The organism is Shewanella electrodiphila, from assembly GCF_023283985.1.
Lineage (GTDB): Bacteria > Pseudomonadota > Gammaproteobacteria > Enterobacterales > Shewanellaceae > Shewanella > Shewanella electrodiphila.
Genome location: NZ_JAKIKU010000005.1, coordinates 101,132 through 117,986 on the forward strand (window position 1 = coordinate 101,132; position 16,855 = coordinate 117,986).

At 39.9% G+C, this 16,855-nt stretch carries 16 protein-coding genes; 9 read left to right on the forward strand and 7 right to left on the reverse strand.

Features of this window, described 5'->3' with window-relative positions; genetic code table 11:
- Positions 1–365 precede the first annotated feature (365 nt).
- From L2737_RS10860 to sbcB, 3 genes are all read right to left on the reverse strand, one after another.
- Entirely contained in the window at positions 366–989 is a 624-nt protein-coding gene (locus L2737_RS10860) for a LysE family translocator (RefSeq protein ID WP_248955715.1), read from the reverse strand.
- A gap of 216 nt (positions 990–1,205) precedes the next feature.
- Positions 1,206–2,096 (reverse strand): cytidine deaminase, encoded by an 891-nt coding sequence (cdd, locus tag L2737_RS10865; protein ID WP_229369048.1) that lies wholly within the window; start codon positions 2,094–2,096, stop codon positions 1,206–1,208.
- Positions 2,097–2,150: 54 nt separating this feature from the next.
- Positions 2,151–3,563 carry an exodeoxyribonuclease I gene (sbcB, locus tag L2737_RS10870; RefSeq protein WP_248955716.1) on the reverse strand — a complete coding sequence of 471 codons (1,413 nt, stop codon included), beginning with the start codon at positions 3,561–3,563 and terminating at the stop codon, positions 2,151–2,153.
- Between the two features lie 150 nt (positions 3,564–3,713).
- Between sbcB and L2737_RS10875 the strand changes: the two genes are divergently transcribed.
- The 3 genes from L2737_RS10875 to L2737_RS10885 all read left to right on the forward strand — a co-directional run bounded on the left by L2737_RS10875 (position 3,714) and on the right by L2737_RS10885 (position 5,963).
- A complete protein-coding gene (locus L2737_RS10875; RefSeq protein WP_248955717.1) occupies positions 3,714–4,535 on the forward strand; it encodes a hypothetical protein in 822 nt (273 codons plus the stop codon).
- Between the two features lie 100 nt (positions 4,536–4,635).
- The gene (gene rlmA / locus L2737_RS10880; protein WP_248955718.1) at positions 4,636–5,478 is read left to right on the forward strand and encodes a 23S rRNA (guanine(745)-N(1))-methyltransferase; all 843 of its coding nucleotides are present in this window, start codon (positions 4,636–4,638) and stop codon (positions 5,476–5,478) included.
- A gap of 278 nt (positions 5,479–5,756) precedes the next feature.
- The gene (locus tag L2737_RS10885; protein WP_012155714.1) at positions 5,757–5,963 is read left to right on the forward strand and encodes a cold-shock protein; all 207 of its coding nucleotides are present in this window, start codon (positions 5,757–5,759) and stop codon (positions 5,961–5,963) included.
- A gap of 732 nt (positions 5,964–6,695) precedes the next feature.
- Here the strand turns inward: L2737_RS10885 and L2737_RS10890 are convergent.
- The 4 genes from L2737_RS10890 to L2737_RS10905 all read right to left on the reverse strand — a co-directional run bounded on the left by L2737_RS10890 (position 6,696) and on the right by L2737_RS10905 (position 10,118).
- Positions 6,696–7,598, reverse strand: a complete 903-nt coding sequence (locus L2737_RS10890) for an ABC transporter ATP-binding protein (RefSeq protein ID WP_248955719.1) — start codon at positions 7,596–7,598, stop codon at positions 6,696–6,698.
- Positions 7,595–8,428: an ABC transporter permease gene (locus tag L2737_RS10895; protein ID WP_229369043.1), complete on the reverse strand. Its 834-nt coding sequence runs from the start codon at positions 8,426–8,428 to the stop codon at positions 7,595–7,597. Before L2737_RS10895 ends, L2737_RS10890 begins: the two co-directional genes overlap by 4 nt.
- A 109-nt stretch (positions 8,429–8,537) precedes the next feature.
- The gene (locus L2737_RS10900) at positions 8,538–9,206 is read right to left on the reverse strand and encodes a YceH family protein (protein WP_248955720.1); all 669 of its coding nucleotides are present in this window, start codon (positions 9,204–9,206) and stop codon (positions 8,538–8,540) included.
- A 78-nt stretch (positions 9,207–9,284) separates the two neighbouring features.
- Complete coding sequence (locus L2737_RS10905) at positions 9,285–10,118, reverse strand: CvfB family protein (protein WP_248955721.1); 834 nt, start codon at positions 10,116–10,118, stop codon at positions 9,285–9,287.
- A gap of 551 nt (positions 10,119–10,669) precedes the next feature.
- On the opposite strand from L2737_RS10905, the gene speE reads away from it, so the two are divergent.
- From speE to L2737_RS10935, 6 genes are all read left to right on the forward strand, one after another.
- Positions 10,670–11,548, forward strand: coding sequence for a polyamine aminopropyltransferase (speE, locus tag L2737_RS10910; RefSeq protein WP_248955722.1), 879 nt, complete (start codon positions 10,670–10,672; stop codon positions 11,546–11,548).
- A 26-nt stretch (positions 11,549–11,574) separates the two neighbouring features.
- Positions 11,575–13,488, forward strand: a complete 1,914-nt coding sequence (gene speA, locus L2737_RS10915) for a biosynthetic arginine decarboxylase (protein ID WP_102527965.1) — start codon at positions 11,575–11,577, stop codon at positions 13,486–13,488.
- Positions 13,489–13,540: 52 nt separating this feature from the next.
- Positions 13,541–14,470: an adenosylmethionine decarboxylase gene (locus L2737_RS10920; protein ID WP_102527964.1), complete on the forward strand. Its 930-nt coding sequence runs from the start codon at positions 13,541–13,543 to the stop codon at positions 14,468–14,470.
- 31 nt (positions 14,471–14,501) lie between these two features.
- A complete protein-coding gene (gene speB, locus L2737_RS10925) occupies positions 14,502–15,434 on the forward strand; it encodes an agmatinase (protein WP_102527963.1) in 933 nt (310 codons plus the stop codon).
- A 155-nt stretch (positions 15,435–15,589) separates the two neighbouring features.
- On the forward strand, positions 15,590–16,228 hold the full coding sequence (gene pdxH, locus L2737_RS10930; protein ID WP_102527962.1) for a pyridoxamine 5'-phosphate oxidase: 639 nt from the start codon (positions 15,590–15,592) through the stop codon (positions 16,226–16,228).
- A gap of 44 nt (positions 16,229–16,272) precedes the next feature.
- Entirely contained in the window at positions 16,273–16,722 is a 450-nt protein-coding gene (locus L2737_RS10935) for a YaiI/YqxD family protein (protein WP_102527961.1), read from the forward strand.
- Positions 16,723–16,855: the final 133 nt, after the last annotated feature.

Below are 16,855 nucleotides of genomic sequence, written 5' to 3' on the forward strand. Positions count from 1 at the left end.
CACTTAAGCAAAAAATATTATATGAATTTTGGTCCATAGGGAGAGTGCTGGTTAGTTAGTCTCGATAACTACGGCTCAAGAGTACGGTTAGCATTGGGGCTATATGGACTAGTTTTAGCTTTATGAGCGGAGGATAGAATTAAGGTTTGAATGATTTTGGTGCTTTTGAACGATGTTGGCTAATCTTTATCTAAGGATATTTACCAAACAAACCAGTTAAATTATCAAAACAGATTTATGAATTATCAATAGGTACTTTTATTGAGAAGGTTAGCCATTGCGGCTAGCCTATTTGATAAGGTTAGTTTAGCTTTGGTGTTTTAGCAGGTATATCATTTAATTCAGCCTAAATAGTTTTAAAACTACTATCCCAGCGCAAGCCAAAAGCCCACACCTATCATCAAGCTGCCTGCAATACGGTTCATTAACTTAATGTTGTCACCGCGAGATAAAAACATACGTAGACTTTTCCCGCCACTTGCATAGGCGAGCATAGATATACTTTCAGTGAGCATTATGATTGACAGCAACCAGAATAATTGTGGTCCAACGGCTTTATCGACGCTGATAAAAGGTGGCAGTAAAGAAATCATGAAAGCCCAGCCCTTAGGGTTGGCAATGGCGGTCACAAAGCCTTGTGAGATAAGTGCATAATTACTGATTGATAAGTCGGTTTGTTGGCCTTCAACAATGGCCATTTTACCTTTTGAGCGCCACATGTTAATGCCGATGTAAGCGAGATATGCACCACCAATCCATTTTAAAATAGCGAAAGCGTCTGGGTAATTTAGCATGACGCTGGCAACACCCATGACTGCAGCAATGGCCACTAATGCGACACCAACGAGTTCTCCTAACATCATCCATAGAGTGCGCCTAACACCAATACTCATCCCGAGTGTCATGGCTAAAGTCATGCACATACCAGGTGTAATTGAGACAAAAAAGAAGGTCGGTATAAATACCGCTAATATGGCTAAATCAGGCATGTATGGATTATCTTAAAAGGAAAACGAAGAGTGTAAGGAATTACAGCGTTTGTGCAATTAAATTCTTAATCAATATGGCCATATTGGCTAATTTAATTAATGTACAAATCAGTAGTTGCGATTTTGAAAATAAAAAGCGCATTGCAATAAACCAATGCGCTTTTAGCTTTTAACCTTAAACTAGCTTTAGATTCATTTAAGTGTAAAAAGTGTTGCCTAACTTGGGTCTACGACGATGTGTTCAAGCTCTACTGCTGCAACAGCTTGTAAAGTGTCCATTGTCGCATTCACCAAGCTTACTTTCCCTGCCGATGACTCAATTAACACTACACGGTTAATATCGCTGTAGTCACGATCGTGACGAATTAAATTCGACAGTGCCATTTGCATTGGCATCATTGAAGGGTTGAATGCCGCATTTTCTGCATAGCGTCCGCAATAGGTTCTACCGTCTTTGGTTTCAATAACCACAGCGGCAAAGTTTTTAGTGTAGGGCGCATAACTTAGCCCAGCTTGGTCAACCGCCTCAATGATCATTGGGTCGTCTGAATTCAAGCTAAATTCAATATTGCTTTTAGACAATAAAGGTTTAGTCACTTGTAAATCTTTTGGCCCAAAGGCATAAGGCAGATAATGAGCAAGCAATTGTGGCTGCTGGCCTGGTAAGTGAATCTTAATATCAATGCCGCTAACTAGTTCATTAATAAATTGACGGCAATGGCCACAAGGGCTGAAGTTAACCACGATATCAACAATCTTTTGTTCGCCATTTAACCATGCATGGCTAATGGCACTTTGCTCTGCGTGAACGGTATGAAAGAGCGCTTCAGAGGCTAGTTCAAAATTTGCTCCCATATAAATATCACCGCTTTCCCCTTTGGCGATCGCGCCCACATAGAATTCACTGATGCTAGGTTTAGCTAGCGCAGCAGCGATGGGTAACAAGCTTAATAGTAAAGCTTCTTCTGTCATGTCACTGGCTTTTACCAGTGTTGCCAGTTGACTGGCATCGATATGACCGCAAAAATCTTCATTGAGTAATGGGATTAAGGCTGTGGCTACCGGCTTAGGTAGTTGGGTGATGCTATCAATGAAACGGTTTTGCATGAGCAATTCCTTTTATTTAACGATAAGTGCAATGTAAGTTACTTACTTCAACACTTAAAGTGATTGCAAGTATAAACAAAGCGCTTTTAATAACTTCTGCTTGTGCTCATTCTCGCTGGTTTCTTCCAATAAGTTTTCGAGATTAATCACATAATCAGCATCAGACAAGCGTTGTTGACAGAATTCTCGCCAAATAAGTGATTCGTCATGATTCAAGGTTTCAGGGTAATTACGCGCACGATAGCGGAAAAACATTTGTCCTAAACGCTCATCTTCAAAATCAAGTTGCAGCGCGGCAAGGTTTTCTGGCTTGGTATTGCGGATCATTTCCATTTTGCCTTTATCGGCATGACTAAAGAAGCCGCCGCTATAAAGCATTAAATCAGGGTCTGTTGCTGCTGGGTGATCATTAACTTCAAACACCGCCTGTAATTTTTCACGTAACTCTGGGTGTTGCTTAAACAACTTATATTGTGAGCGTGCAAATTCCATATCGAACTGGTGACGCTCAGCGACTTGTTCGGTGAGTAGCTTAGGTGTACCAATAAATGGGCATTTGTTTAAATGGATTTGCTTAAGTGGAATAGGTAACTCATCCGGTGCGAGCTCACTGCGCGGGGTGTACATTCGCTGGACTATTTCCTCTACTGAAAGCGTGATTAATGGGGTTAAGTCCATTGCTAGGTTCACACATAACATCGAGTTTTTATTGGTTGGATGTGGCGCAATAGGGGCGATTAATGTGACACAGCCATTTGCCGCACTGATTTTCGAGCTAACGTGAACCAAGGGCTGCATAAAGTCACCTTGAATGAGCTCTGCGACCTTTTTCTTATTACGTAAACCAAAATAATACTCATATAATTTTGGCTGTTTTTCTTTAATTAATTTTGCCATCGAAATCGTGGCATACACGTCACTCATGGCATCATGAGCTTGTTCATGGCTTAAGCCATTAGCTTTGGTTAACTCTTCTAACCTGAAGCTTGGTGAACCATCCTCTTTGAGAGGCCAATTAATGCCTTCTGGTCTAAATGCATAGCAAGCTCTGACTAAATCAATGATGTCCCAACGGCTATTACCGTTTTGCCATTCGCGGGCATAAGGGTCGATAAAATTACGATAAAAGCCATAACGACTTACTTCATCATCAAACCGTAAAGAGTTGTAGCCAACAACACAGGTGTTAGGTTCGGTAAAAATGCTATTGATACGGCCCATAAACTCAGTTTCAGCCATGCCTTTTTGATTGGCTAACTGAGGCGTAATACCTGTAACTAAAATAGCTTCAGGTGATGGCAAGTAATCAGTTGATTGTTTGCAATAAAAATTCTCAGGCTCGCCAATAATATTAAGATCTAAATCAGTACGAATACCTGCAAACTGTGAAGGGCGATCTTTTGCTGGGCTGACGCCAAAAGTTTCGTAATCGTGCCAGAAAAGAGTGGGTTGAAAAGCACTTGCCATAATATCGCGGTATCCTAATTTTGAATTATAAATATCTTAACACTGTTAATTAGTAATGTTTACAGGCTACAAAACTGATTGAATGCTTTTTAATAGGGTGACGTAATCGAATTAGCTGGTTACACTCTGAAAAGTATCACAGGAGTCAGTATGTATAATCATTTATTTAGTCAACCAGTTAAGTATCAAATTAACCAAGGACAAACCCTGTTAATTGCGCTTGCTGATGACGTTAGTGATTTTATTTTATTACCAGCATTAAGCCAGCCCTTAGCCGAGATTATCATTTGCGAGTCAGAAGATGAGCAGTGTTCTAGCTTTATTTTGACTTGTCAGCCATTTTTTAAAGTCGATGTCATTAATTCACAGATTGTTGAACAGCCCGAAAAAGCTGAATTTAAGCGTACATTTGGCCAAGGCTTTCGTTTATATGCCAGAGTGGGAGTTGCACCAAGAATATCAGCTGAGTTATTAAGAAAAGGCATTGGTTTATCTTTCACTGCTGAAGGCACACCTCAAAAGCAGATAAACATAGGCTATTTACAGTCTGTTTGTGAATCAATAAATCTAGAGAGCGATTTGCGCCTAAACCAAGAGCCGAAAGAGTTGATGATGGCAAAAGCCATTTTAGCGAGAAATTTCGACTATGAAGAGTCTCCTGAAAACTTAGCAATTAATATCAGTGAAATTGAGCAGGTGCGGGCAGATATTAATCTGTACCTTGCGGAAGAACGCAACAAAGTGCATGCGATTATTGCAGCTCAGCTACTTAAGCTAGATAATTTGTTAAATCATAAGCAGCAATGGTTATTAAGAACCTATAGCCAGTCTCAACAAAGAACCAATTATGCATCAGCAGCTAATGAGCTTTCAAAGGATGTGGAAGACTTACAACGAAAATTAGAATGTTTTAGCTTACTTGCACCAGCCGATGTCAGCTTAATGGTTGATAAGCTCACTGAAGATACCTGACATTTCCACGTTCATTGCGTAAAATCCTTTTATTTGGGTCTCATTAATCTTAAAACAATGAGACGCACACTTCTTTAATCATTCTTATTAGAGTTATTTGATGCAATATATTTGTCCAATATGCCGTTCTTGTTTAACACTTAACGCAAAATCTTGGCAGTGTGAGAACCGCCACCAGTTTGATTGTGCCAAAGAGGGCTATGTCAACTTGCTACCTGTTCAAAAGAAAAACTCTAAAGATCCCGGTGATAATAAAACCATGATGTTTGCCCGTCGTGAGTTTTTGAATAAAGGTTATTACCAACAGCTCAGTGACAGAGTTAATCAGCTGGCTGTTAAATTTAGCCCTGATGCTCAAAAAATCTTAGACATAGGTTGCGGAGAAGGCTATTACAGTCATCGTTTATTCAAAGCAATGCAGCAAAGCGCTAAAGCAACTGAAAGTGAAGACGAAGGCGCTCAGTGTCACTTGCAAGGGTTAGACATTTCTAAATCAGCGATTAAATACGCTTCTAAACGATATTCTGAATTAGATTTTTGTGTCGCGAGTGCCTATGAAATGCCTTTTGCGGATGCAATATTCGATTTAGCGATGCGAATTTACGCGCCTTCAAAAATTGATGAACTGCAACGAGTGATAAAAAAAGACGGTGTATTAATCACGGTTTCTCCTGGTCCCATGCATCACTTTGCAATGAAAAAGATCATTTATAGTGAGCCAAAACCCCATGAAGAGGCTAAAGCTGAGCTTGATGGCTTTACTTGTCTTCATCAAGAAAGGTTGCAGTACCCACTAGTGTTATCAGACCCTATTGATATTGAACACTTTTTGAATATGACGCCTTATGCGTGGAAATTGACCCAAGAGCAAAAGGCTCAAATTGCAGAACAAGGACTTAGCTGCGAGTTAGACTTTAGTATTGAAATTCATCAACGTAATTGATTTGTCATCTAAATTTGCTATTTTACTTTTTGAATCTGATATTTAGTTTTAAACCGTTATCTTATTCGCGAATTTTAAGCGTGGTAATAACTAATTGAATTAAAATGTTGATGTTAGTTGACATCCCCGTAGAAAGGTTCATAATCTATCGGGCTTGAAGGTTGGGCTTAGTTTATGTGTTTCAATACGACCAGTTTCGTCCTGTGAACATAAGTAAAACCGGCATTTTCAGCTCTACCGCCGTTAAGGCTTTATTTTTTATATACAGGATTTATATCATGTCTCAAGTTACTGGTGTTGTTAAGTGGTTCAACTCTGACAAAGGTTTCGGATTTATCGAGCAAGAGTCTGGTCCAGACGTATTCGTTCACTTCCGTGCAATCAACTCAGACGGTTTCAAAACTCTTGACGAAGGTCAAAAAGTTCAGTTCACTGTTACTCAAGGTCAGAAAGGACCTCAAGCTGAGAACGTAACTGTAGTTTAATTATTCCTAGCTTCGGCTAGATAATTAAATAAAACTGTAGTCTTTGACTACAGTTTTTTTTTGCTTAAAATTAATTATTTATCTCCATTCTACCTCTATTCTTAACTTCTTCTTGCTAAAGCCTCAAAGCTATCCACTATCATTCTTCGTCGTTCACGCACTTGTCTCAGTTTATTTTTGCCGTGTTGAAGGTCAATTAAACTTTTCCTAAATACTTACCTTGCTCAAAGTTAGTTTTATTTTACTGGTGAGCTATGAGCTATGAGCTATGAGCTATGAGCTATGAGCTATGAGCTATGAGCTATGAGCTATGAGCTATGAGCTATGAGCTATGAGCTATGAGCTATGAGCTATGAGCGGTGAACTGTGATGTGCGCTATGAGATGTGCCAATGGCTGTTCAGAAATGACTAAGACTTATGCCTATGACTTGAGCGTTTAGAATAGCGACGGCGTTTTGGCTGCAGTTTTGGCTGCAGTTTTGCCTAAGTAGGGAATGTATACGATATGAATAATGAGTAGGTGACTTTCAGCTTTTTACTTTTTACTTTTACTTTTACTTTTACTTTTACTTTTACTTTGTGGTTTGTGGTTTGTGGTTTAAGTTGGATGTTGGTTCAATAACTAGCCAGATGATAGCTAGCCTGATCGAAAACTAGCCTGAAAATAACTAGCCTGTAAACAAAAAGCCCAGTATTTAATACTGAGCTTACTGACTTGATGCAGAGTTTATCTAGCTAGAAAAAAGAGTTTCTTCCAAGCTTCTCCCTTTCATGATGGCTTTATATTGCCAGCCATGTTCACTAAATAGTGCGAGTAATGCCGTTTCAAGGTTAAAGCTAGTATCAAAATGATGCTCGATAATGATTTGTTCGTCATCACTGACTTTGACATTGATGATGTTAGGCATGCTTCTTACTTTATCACTCAATAGTGCGATATCAGATTGCTGCATCGTCAGAGTCAAAAAGGCTGTTTCTGCATCAGCTTTCATTGAAACTGATTGTTGCAATTGCCCTTGTTCTAAATAAAGCACCTGATCACAGAGCTTTTCTAGTTCTTCTAAATTGTGCGAACTGATGACGAATGTGGTGGTTGCTGATAAATCCTTTACGATTTGACGGATTTTTTTGGCATTAGCAGGATCAAGTCCCGCTGTGGGTTCATCTAACAAGACTAATTTAGGCGATCCCATGAGCGCTTGAGCGATAGAAACACGTTTACTCATGCCATGGCTTAAGCTTTTAGGTAACATTAAAGCTGAGGCGGATAAATCCACTAATTCCAGCACTCGTAGGGCTTCTTGTTTTGCCTGTTTGCCATTCATGCCCTGTAACTTTCCAAAAAATGTCAGTTGCGACACGATAGTAAAGTTAGGATCTAGCGACGCATCTTGCGGTAAAGCAGTGACAACGTTTTGTAATTTCTGGCTGCCAGGTTTTTCACCTAAAATAGAGATCTCACCAGAACTCGGGTGAATAAAGCCACATAGCAAGCTAAATAACGTGGTTTTACCTGCGCCATTAGGGCCGACAAGGGCGATAGGCGCGCCGGTATCTAATGACAGATTGATATTAGAAAGGGCCGCTTTAGTACCGTATTGCTTAGATACACCTTCACATGTAATTAGCTTCATAGTGCACTCCGTTGCATGTAAATACGACCTGCTATTAATACAGCAAGTGTTTGAATGAGAGGAATGGGTGCATACATCAATGAGCTTAACCCTTGCGTATTTATCATTAATGATAATTGCGAACCAGGTAGTACCCAACTTAAAAATGACATAGCAGGTAATTGGCTATTAATGATCATGATTAAAATGCCACTCACCGCCCATAAGATCACGGCGTAAATACTCGCTTGTCGTGCGCTATTTGCATACCAAGATAAAACAGCCATAACTGCGGTATAAGGTAGCAGTGCGATAAAGACATTGATAAATACTGAAAAACCACTTAATAAGGCATCGGTAAATAATCCAGCATCTCTAGTGAGTACCATCAAGATGGTGGCAATAATAGTTAATAACAGCAAACACCCTTGTATGAGCATTTGACCTAAGAAGCGACCGAAGAAAATACTATCACGACTGACTCTTAAGGTAAGAAATCTAAATGAGCCACGTTGTTTATCAGAACTGAATTGATCTGCAGTGATAAAAATGCTGAACATTGGGAACACATACAGTGCAATACACCAAAAAACGGCAAACTCAGCGACCTTCCAGCTAAAAAGTTGGCCGAGTGCATCAGGGCCATAGATACTTTGTACAAGCTCTTTAAAGCCAGGTTCTAACATATAGACTGAGGCACTTTGCACTGGGTATAACAAAATAATTGCCCAGAGTAATGAGAAGGCGATTAACGCCGCAATACCTTTGGTATTAGTGAATCGCTTACTCAGTTCATAACTGGCAATAAGCCAAGTTTGACGAAGTGAGGAAGACCGAGGAGATGCGTCCATAAGTAAAAAATATCCTTGAGAAAACGGTGATGTGTTCGCCATCATACTTGATAGCGAACCAGATGAAGATTAATTTTTGTTAAGTCAGTGTTAACTCTGACTTTAATGATTAATCTAGCAGTTGTTCAAGTTCGGCTAAACGCTGGGTTAAATCACTCACTTGAGATTCTAATGCATCAACTCTTTCAAGTAGGGCATGTGTTGCTTCATTACTCGCAGGTTTAACTACTGGAGCAGCAGTTACGTCAAATGAAGTAATGCCTTGCTCAAGATACTGTTTATCTGAGAAAAGTTGCGCGTATCGACTATCACGACGATTGGCTTCTCGAGGCAATTGCACTACTAACGGCTCATCTCTTGATGCTAAAGATTGCAGTGCCGCTTCTACTTGCTGCGGCCCATCAAATTCATGTAATCGATTGCAGCGGGTTTTAAGCTCACCAGGAGTTTGAGGTCCGCGAAGCAGTAATACAATGATAATGGCAATTTGTTCATTTGAAAATTGAAGGTCACTAAATTCGGTATTACAAAAGCGGTGCTTGTATTTAACCACGCGGCTGCCGAAGCCAGTTTGCTCGCTGATCAGTCTTTTCTTGGTGAGGTCATCTATGAGTGATTGTGTTTCTTGTTCAGATAAGCTCATCACAGGTTCACGGCTGCTTTTTTGATTACATGCCATGGTCAGGGAGTTAATGGAAAGGGGATACTGTTCGGGGGTAGTAATTTCTTTTTCTAATAAACAGCCGATGACGCGGGCTTCTTGATTGCTAAGTTCCATAAATTACTCCAAATAAAAAAGCATGGTTTGTTATAACAGAACCATGCTTTTTATCAAATAATTCAGTTTATCTGTAGCTTATTTAAGCAATCTTATGCCATCATCTTCGATACTGATTTGGCCACCTTTAAATAAACCACCAATACTGCGCTTAAACGCTTTTTTGCTCATGGCTAATTGGTCATAAATGATCGCTGAATCAGTCTTATCATTTAATGGTAAAAAGCCACCTGCACGGTGTAATTTATTAATGATTGTTTCAGCATTTTTATCTAAGTTTTGTTGACCAGCTTTTTGTAAAATCAAATCAACTTTGCCGTCTTCACGCACTTGTTTAATATAGCCTTTAATTGATTGGCCAAAACTTAAACGCTGGAATACTTCATTTTGGAACAAAACACCCCAATGGGCATTGTTGATAATGGCTTTAAAGCCTAAGTCTGTACTGCCGCCGATAATTAAATCGACTTCTTGTCCAGCTTCATACTCAGCAGGTGTTTTATCTAAAAACTTATCGACTTTAGATGAAGCCATAATACGCTCATCAACATGGTTAGGATGAACATAAACCAAGTAAGATTTACCTTCTTCAATGCTTCTGTGCTGTTCACCGAAAGGTAATAGCAAGTCTTTGTCTAAGCCCCAATCTAAAAAGGCACCAAATGGTCCAGTTGCGATGGCTTTTAGGTAAGCAAACTCACCCACTTGTGCATAGGGCTTTTGAGTGGTGGCAATCACAATATCTTCAGAATCAAGATAAAGAAATACATCAACCATATCGCCAACTTGGCAGTTTTTAGGGACAAACTTATTAGGTAATAGTACTTGTCCTAATTCTTGCGCATTCACATAAACGCCAAAACTGACTTGTTTTACGACTTCTAGGGAGTGATTCTTTCCGATTTGTATCATTTGCGGCTCTATTTAACTAAAGATAAGGAGAAAACAGGCTAATTATATACGTAATAGCTGTAGTTGTAACTTGCGTTCATAAACTAAACTCAATAAAACACAGATTAGAAATTTTAAGTTAATGATATGCACAAAATAGGCATAATTTCTTTGAGGGAACTATTTGGTTTTTAACAAAAAAAACAGAACTTTTCTGTTGCACTAAAATAATGAATTAAATTTATACTAAAATTGCTTTTTCACCCTTGCATTATCATTGTTTGCAGGGTTTAATTGCGCCGCTTTTTTAATTGAACCAAGTGCTTTTTATAAAGGTTTGTTGAGGTTGAAAAAACAGCAGATTATCTTGACGTGCGATAAGCTTGAGACTTATCTTCATTTATCAAGGTAGTGCGAACAATAAATGCGTTAATTATAATCCTTTGAAATTGAATTTCACTCATTCATGAACCTAGGCTCATGATAAGGGTTAGCCATTATTTGTTCACCTTTTTAACTTATATCTACGCTGCGAAGGTCATCGAATTTTGTGGCAGTGTTGGACTTTTAACATGCTAAACAAATCAAATATTTATTACGAAACTTTACATGCTGGTTATGGCCAGTACTTTGAAGTTGAACAAGTTTTGTTTGAACAAAAAACAGAGCAATGGCATTTAAGTATTTTTGAAAATACTAATTTTGGCCGAGTAATGGCATTAAATGGTGCCATTCAAACAACAGAAAAAGATGAATTTGTTTATCATGAAATGATGACTCACGTTCCGATCCTTGCCCATGGCAGTGCTAAAAAAGTACTTATCATTGGAGGCGGTGATGGCGGAATGTTAAGACAGGTATTAAAACATCAATCTATAGAGCAGGTTACTATGGTTGAAATCGATGCTAATGTGGTCGAAATGTGTAAAACCTATTTCCCACAACATTCACAAGGCGCATTTGAAGATGCTCGTGTGAATTTAGTTATCGATGATGGAATGCACTTTATTGAACATTGCCAGCAGCAGTTTGATGTGATTATTTCTGACTGCACCGATCCGGTCGGACCTGGTGAAGTATTATTCAGTTCTGCATTTTATGAAAATTGCATTCGCTGCTTAACTGAAAAAGGCATTTTTGTTGCTCAAAATGGCGTGGTATTTATGCAGCCTGAAGAGTTACAAGATACAGTGCGTCGTATGACGCCATATGTGAAGGACTGTTGGTTTTATAATGCTGCAGTACCTACTTACATTGGTGGCACGATGGCGTTTGCATGGGCAACCAATGATGAAACCGCCCGTGAAATTGATATAACGACATTAAAGCAACGTTTTGAACAGGCTAATATCAGCACTCGTTACTATACGCCTGCTTTACACATGGCAAGCTTTGCATTGCCCGCATTTGTAGAAGTTGCAGTGAAAAACGCCCAAAGCGTGACTGCATAATCTGCTGAATAGACGGAATGAAGAATATGAAAGATTGGTCTATCGAAAACGCACGTTCAAGCTATAACGTAACCCATTGGAGTCAGCAATATTTTGGTATTGATGACACGGGTGAAGTCACAGTGACACCAGACCCAAGTAAACCTGACTGTACGATTGGTTTGAATGAACTTGCCAAAGATATGGTGAAAGCTGGTGTTGCATTACCAGTGCTTGTGCGTTTCCCGCAGATTTTACATCGCAGAGTCGAAAACTTATGTGATGCATTCAATGAAGCTATTCAAAAGTACGAATATCAGAATGATTATTTGTTGGTTTATCCTATTAAGGTTAACCAGCAGCAGACCGTTGTTGAAGAAATATTAGCCAGTCAAAAATCTAAAGAAGTACCTCAGTTAGGTTTAGAAGCAGGCAGTAAACCTGAATTAATGGCAGTACTGGCTATGGCGCAAAAAGCCAGTTCAGTGATTGTATGTAACGGCTATAAAGATAAAGAATATGTTCGGTTAGCACTTATTGGTGAAAAACTGGGTCATAAAGTTTATATCGTTATCGAAAAGATTTCTGAACTTAAGCTAATTTTGCAAGAGTCTAAAGAGCTTGGCGTGACCCCAAGACTGGGTTTACGTACTCGTTTAGCCTTCCAAGGCAAAGGGAAATGGCAAGCCAGTGGCGGTGAGAAGTCGAAATTTGGCTTATCAGCTGCGCAAGTCTTGAAAGTACTGAATGAATTAAAAGAGCTCGATATGATGAGTTCTTTGCAATTAATTCACTTCCACTTAGGCTCGCAAATCGCCAACATTCGCGATATCCGCCAAGGCGTGAGCGAAGCAGGGCGTTTTTACTGTGAATTACGAAAGTTAGGCGCGTTAATCGACACCTTTGATGTCGGTGGTGGACTCGCAGTTGATTATGACGGTACTCGAAGCCAAAGTAACAACTCGATGAACTACGGCTTAACTGAATATGCTAATAACATCGTCAGTGTGCTTGGTGATATTTGTAATGAATACGAACAGCCTATGCCACGTATTATTTCAGAGTCTGGCCGTCATTTAACAGCGCATCATGCGGTATTAATTACCGATGTGATTGGTACTGAGTCCTATTACCCAGAAGATATACAGCCGCCAGAAGAAGACGCGCCACAGCTATTACACAATATGTGGATGTCGTGGACGGATATGAGTGAGCGCCCAGATAATCGCGCTATCATTGAAATCTATCATGATACTCAAAGCGATATTGCTGAAGCGCATTCATTGTTTTCTGTAGGCCAGCTGACTCTAATGCAGCGCGCATGGGCTGAGCAAACAAACTTGCGAGTTTGTCATGCATTAAAAAGCTTATTAAGTAATAACAATCGATTCCATCGACCGATTATTGATGAATTAAATGAGAAACTTGCGGATAAGTTTTTCGTTAACTTCTCATTGTTCCAATCAATTCCTGATGCATGGGGTATTGATCAAGTGTTCCCTGTATTGCCGTTAAGCGGCCTTGATAAGCCACCTGAAAGACGTGCGGTAATGTTAGATATCACCTGTGATTCAGATGGTATCGTCGATCAGTACGTTGATGGACAAGGCATCGAAACGACCTTGCCAGTACCTGCATGGACACCAGAAAGTCCTTATTTAATTGGCTTTTTCATGGTTGGTGCTTATCAAGAGATCTTAGGCGATATGCACAACTTATTTGGTGATACTAATTCGGCAGTGGTTCGTGTTGAAGAAAATGGTTTACCGAATATTGAATCAGTATTAGCGGGTGACACCGTTGCTGATGTGCTGCGATACGTTAACTTGGATGCCGTTGCGTTTATGCGCACCTACGAAGAGTTAGTCAACCAGCATATTGCAGAAGAAGAAAGAACCTCAATATTGGAAGAGTTACAGTTAGGTCTAAAGGGTTACACCTATTTAGAAGATTTTTCGTAAAAAGAGTGTCAGCAGAGTAATGCACATTACTCTGCGTTTTTAGGTTTAAAATATGTTTTTTGAAGGTTCTGAAAAAAAGATTGAAGTCATATTAGCTGACTCATCTCAAAAATTGCGCAGCTTTGGACAGCCATTTTGGGCTGACATTGTCGCCTGCGCTAATGCTGAAATATTATCCTCAGTCAGTAATGAGTTTTGTGATGCCTACTTATTAAGTGAGTCCAGCTTGTTCGTGTGGGATGACCGCTTTGTGATGCTGACTTGTGGCACAACGACACTTGCTGACGCTGTGATGTCATTTATTGAGAGTGTGGGTGAAGAGGCGATTGGTTTTGCCAGTTATCAACGTAAAAATGAATATTTGTCGCACTTGCAGTCAAGTTCATTTCAAGATGATTTGAAAAAAATCCGTCAAACGATAGCAGGTAATGCATACCGAATTGGCCACTTAGATTCACATCATCATTATATGTTTAGTACCAAGAAGCCGTTTATTGCGCCAGCTGCTGATACGACAAATGAATTGTTGATGTACCATATTAACGGCGATGCAGCTGATTATTTGCGTGGCATGAATCAATCAGCACAAGGCATTCGTGAATTATTGCAATTGGCGGAATTGTTTCCTGATTTCATCGTGGATGACTTTTTGTTTGAACCTTTTGGTTATTCAATTAATGGCATTAAAGGCCAAGAGTATTTCACGATTCATATTACCCCTCAGGAAAAAAGCTCCTATGTGAGTTTAGAAACCAATGTAAACCTATCGGAGCATCCGGTTGATATTTACGCAAGGCTATTGAGCAGTCTTAATCCTGGTAGCTGGGATGTGATTGGTTTTAATTCGGCTAAAAATACTGACGGGTTCCCTGCACATTTGTGTTTGGGGAGTTGCTCGCTTGCGACTGAGCAAGGGTACGAGGTTAATTTTAGTCACTATCAGCAACTTTGTCATGAAGTGCTGATACCAGAATATTTGTAGTTATTGGCGTTTCGCCTTTACGGAGAGTTGTATGAGCACTTTTGCTGAAAAAGCAGATTATTCATTGTATTCCAATGCGTTTGGTTACTTACGTCAGCCGCTTAACTTTAAGCCGACTGAAACGGATGCAGATGTCGTTGTTATTGGACTACCGTTTGATATGGCAACAACGGGACGCTCGGGCGGTCGTATGGGGCCTGATGCTATTCGTCGTGCATCAGTAAACCTTGCATGGGAAGAAACACGCTGGCCGTGGGATTTTTCAATCAGCGAGACTATCAATATCGTTGATGCGGGTGATTTAGTGTTTGATTGTGGTGATCAAGAAGATTTCACTACACGGCTTGAAGGGTTTGCAACCCGTATACTTGATAGTGACAAAGCATTATTAAGCTTTGGTGGCGATCATTTTGTTACTTTACCTTTATTGCGCGCGCATTATAAAAAGTACGGCAAAATGGCTTTGTTGCACTTTGATGCGCACACAGATACTTATAGCCAAGGTAGCAAGTATGATCATGGTACGATGTTTTTTCATGCGCCGAATGAAGGCTTAATTGCACCTGAAAATTCAATTCAAGTTGGTATTCGAACTGAATACAATACCGCTGACCATGCTTTTAAAGTGATTGATGCAGCCACAGCCAACGATCTAACTGCGGCGCAAATTGTAGAACAAATTAAGCAGCGTGTTGGTGATATGCCTCTTTACGTTACGTTTGATATTGATTGTCTCGATCCTGCCTATGCACCTGGTACTGGTACGCCAGTTTGTGGTGGTTTAACCAGTGACAAAGCAATGAAAATCATCCGTGGTCTTCGTGGCATGAATATCGTGGGTATGGATGTTGTCGAAGTCGCCCCAGCTTATGATTCAGCAGATATTACGGCGCTTGCTGGTGCGACCTTAGGTCTTGAGTTGCTTCATGTGTGGGCAGAAGGCAAAGGTTTAGTTAAAAAGTAAGTTTACTTACTGACCTTATTTGAAAACCAACGGTTATCGTTGGTTTTTTTATGCCTACTTTTTGCAATTAATGCTTATAAGCATAATTATCAGCAATGTCATGATCATATATCAGCAACTGTGAGTATAATGACAGTAATTAAAGAGGTATCTAAATGAATGATTTAACTGATATCCGCCGAGAATATACTCAAGGTGGATTACGCCGTAACGATTTGCCTGAAAACCCAATGGATTTGTTTACCCAATGGATTGAGCAAGCGAAACAAGCAGAGTTGACCGACCCTACTGCAATGTGTGTTGCAACAGTAGATGAACATGGGCAACCTTTTCAGCGTATCGTGTTACTCAAAAAGTTTGATGATGATGGCTTTGTTTTCTTCACTAATTTAGAAAGCCGCAAAGCGATACACCTAGCGCAAAATGCCAAGACCAGCCTACTGTTTCCATGGCATCCGCTAGAAAGACAAGTGGCGGTAACGGGTGAAGCAGAACCATTATCTATGATGGAAGTGACTAAGTACTTTATGAGTCGCCCCAAAGACAGCCAAATCGCCGCGTGGGTGTCGAAACAATCGAGTAAAATCAGTGCTCGCCAAGCACTAGAAGGCAAATTTAATGAGATGAAAAATAAATTTGCCAAGGGCGAAGTACCACTGCCTAAATTCTGGGGTGGCTACCGCATCAAACCTGAAAGTATTGAGTTTTGGCAAGGCGGAGAGCGTAGGTTACATGACCGCTTTGTTTATCAAAAGAATCCCTCGGGCTGGAATATTGATCGATTAGCGCCGTAAGTGGTGTTAATGACGTAACAAATTTAATTTGCTGAGATAATGTAATGAGTAAAACAATCTGGGTCGATGCCGATGCATGTCCCAACCCAGTTAAAGAAATGCTTTTTCGTGCTGCCGATAGAAAATCGGTGCCGTTAATTTTGGTGGCTAATCAGCTTATTAGAGTGCCTGCTTCACCTAATATTTCCGTCGTCAGAGTAAGCTCAGGTTTTGATGAAGCTGACAATTATATTGTTGAGCAATTAAAAGACGGTGACTTAGTGATTACTGGGGATATTCCGCTAGCTTCAGATGCGATTGAAAAAGGTGCGATGGTGTTTAACCCTCGTGGCGATATCTATACGGTTGATAATATAAAGCAGCGCTTAACCATGCGTGATTTTATGGAAGAGCTAAGAAGTAGTGGTGTGCATACTGCTGGGCCAAATAGCTTTTCGCAAGCAGACAAACATGCTTTTGCACAGGCACTTGATAAATGGCTAAGTCGTTTATAGTCAGTGTTATCTATGTATTTATGACTTTTAGCTGCTAATGTAGCAAGATTGAATTAACTCAACGTTTGGATAGCCTACGAGTTAATTAATTTTAATCTATAATTTAACTGTTTTTATTCACAAAAGGGATTAA

Coding starts and splice junctions, on each gene's coding strand:
- L2737_RS10860 (WP_248955715.1), bottom strand. CDS start 989: ATGCCTGATTTAGCCATATTAGCGGTATTTATACCGACCTTCTTTTTT.
- cdd (WP_229369048.1), bottom strand. CDS start 2,096: ATGCAAAACCGTTTCATTGATAGCATCACCCAACTACCTAAGCCGGTA.
- sbcB (WP_248955716.1), bottom strand. CDS start 3,563: ATGGCAAGTGCTTTTCAACCCACTCTTTTCTGGCACGATTACGAAACT.
- L2737_RS10875 (WP_248955717.1), top strand. CDS start 3,714: ATGTATAATCATTTATTTAGTCAACCAGTTAAGTATCAAATTAACCAA.
- rlmA (WP_248955718.1), top strand. CDS start 4,636: ATGCAATATATTTGTCCAATATGCCGTTCTTGTTTAACACTTAACGCA.
- L2737_RS10885 (WP_012155714.1), top strand. CDS start 5,757: ATGTCTCAAGTTACTGGTGTTGTTAAGTGGTTCAACTCTGACAAAGGT.
- L2737_RS10890 (WP_248955719.1), bottom strand. CDS start 7,598: ATGAAGCTAATTACATGTGAAGGTGTATCTAAGCAATACGGTACTAAA.
- L2737_RS10895 (WP_229369043.1), bottom strand. CDS start 8,428: ATGGACGCATCTCCTCGGTCTTCCTCACTTCGTCAAACTTGGCTTATT.
- L2737_RS10900 (WP_248955720.1), bottom strand. CDS start 9,206: ATGGAACTTAGCAATCAAGAAGCCCGCGTCATCGGCTGTTTATTAGAA.
- L2737_RS10905 (WP_248955721.1), bottom strand. CDS start 10,118: ATGATACAAATCGGAAAGAATCACTCCCTAGAAGTCGTAAAACAAGTC.
- speE (WP_248955722.1), top strand. CDS start 10,670: ATGCTAAACAAATCAAATATTTATTACGAAACTTTACATGCTGGTTAT.
- speA (WP_102527965.1), top strand. CDS start 11,575: ATGAAAGATTGGTCTATCGAAAACGCACGTTCAAGCTATAACGTAACC.
- L2737_RS10920 (WP_102527964.1), top strand. CDS start 13,541: ATGTTTTTTGAAGGTTCTGAAAAAAAGATTGAAGTCATATTAGCTGAC.
- speB (WP_102527963.1), top strand. CDS start 14,502: ATGAGCACTTTTGCTGAAAAAGCAGATTATTCATTGTATTCCAATGCG.
- pdxH (WP_102527962.1), top strand. CDS start 15,590: ATGAATGATTTAACTGATATCCGCCGAGAATATACTCAAGGTGGATTA.
- L2737_RS10935 (WP_102527961.1), top strand. CDS start 16,273: ATGAGTAAAACAATCTGGGTCGATGCCGATGCATGTCCCAACCCAGTT.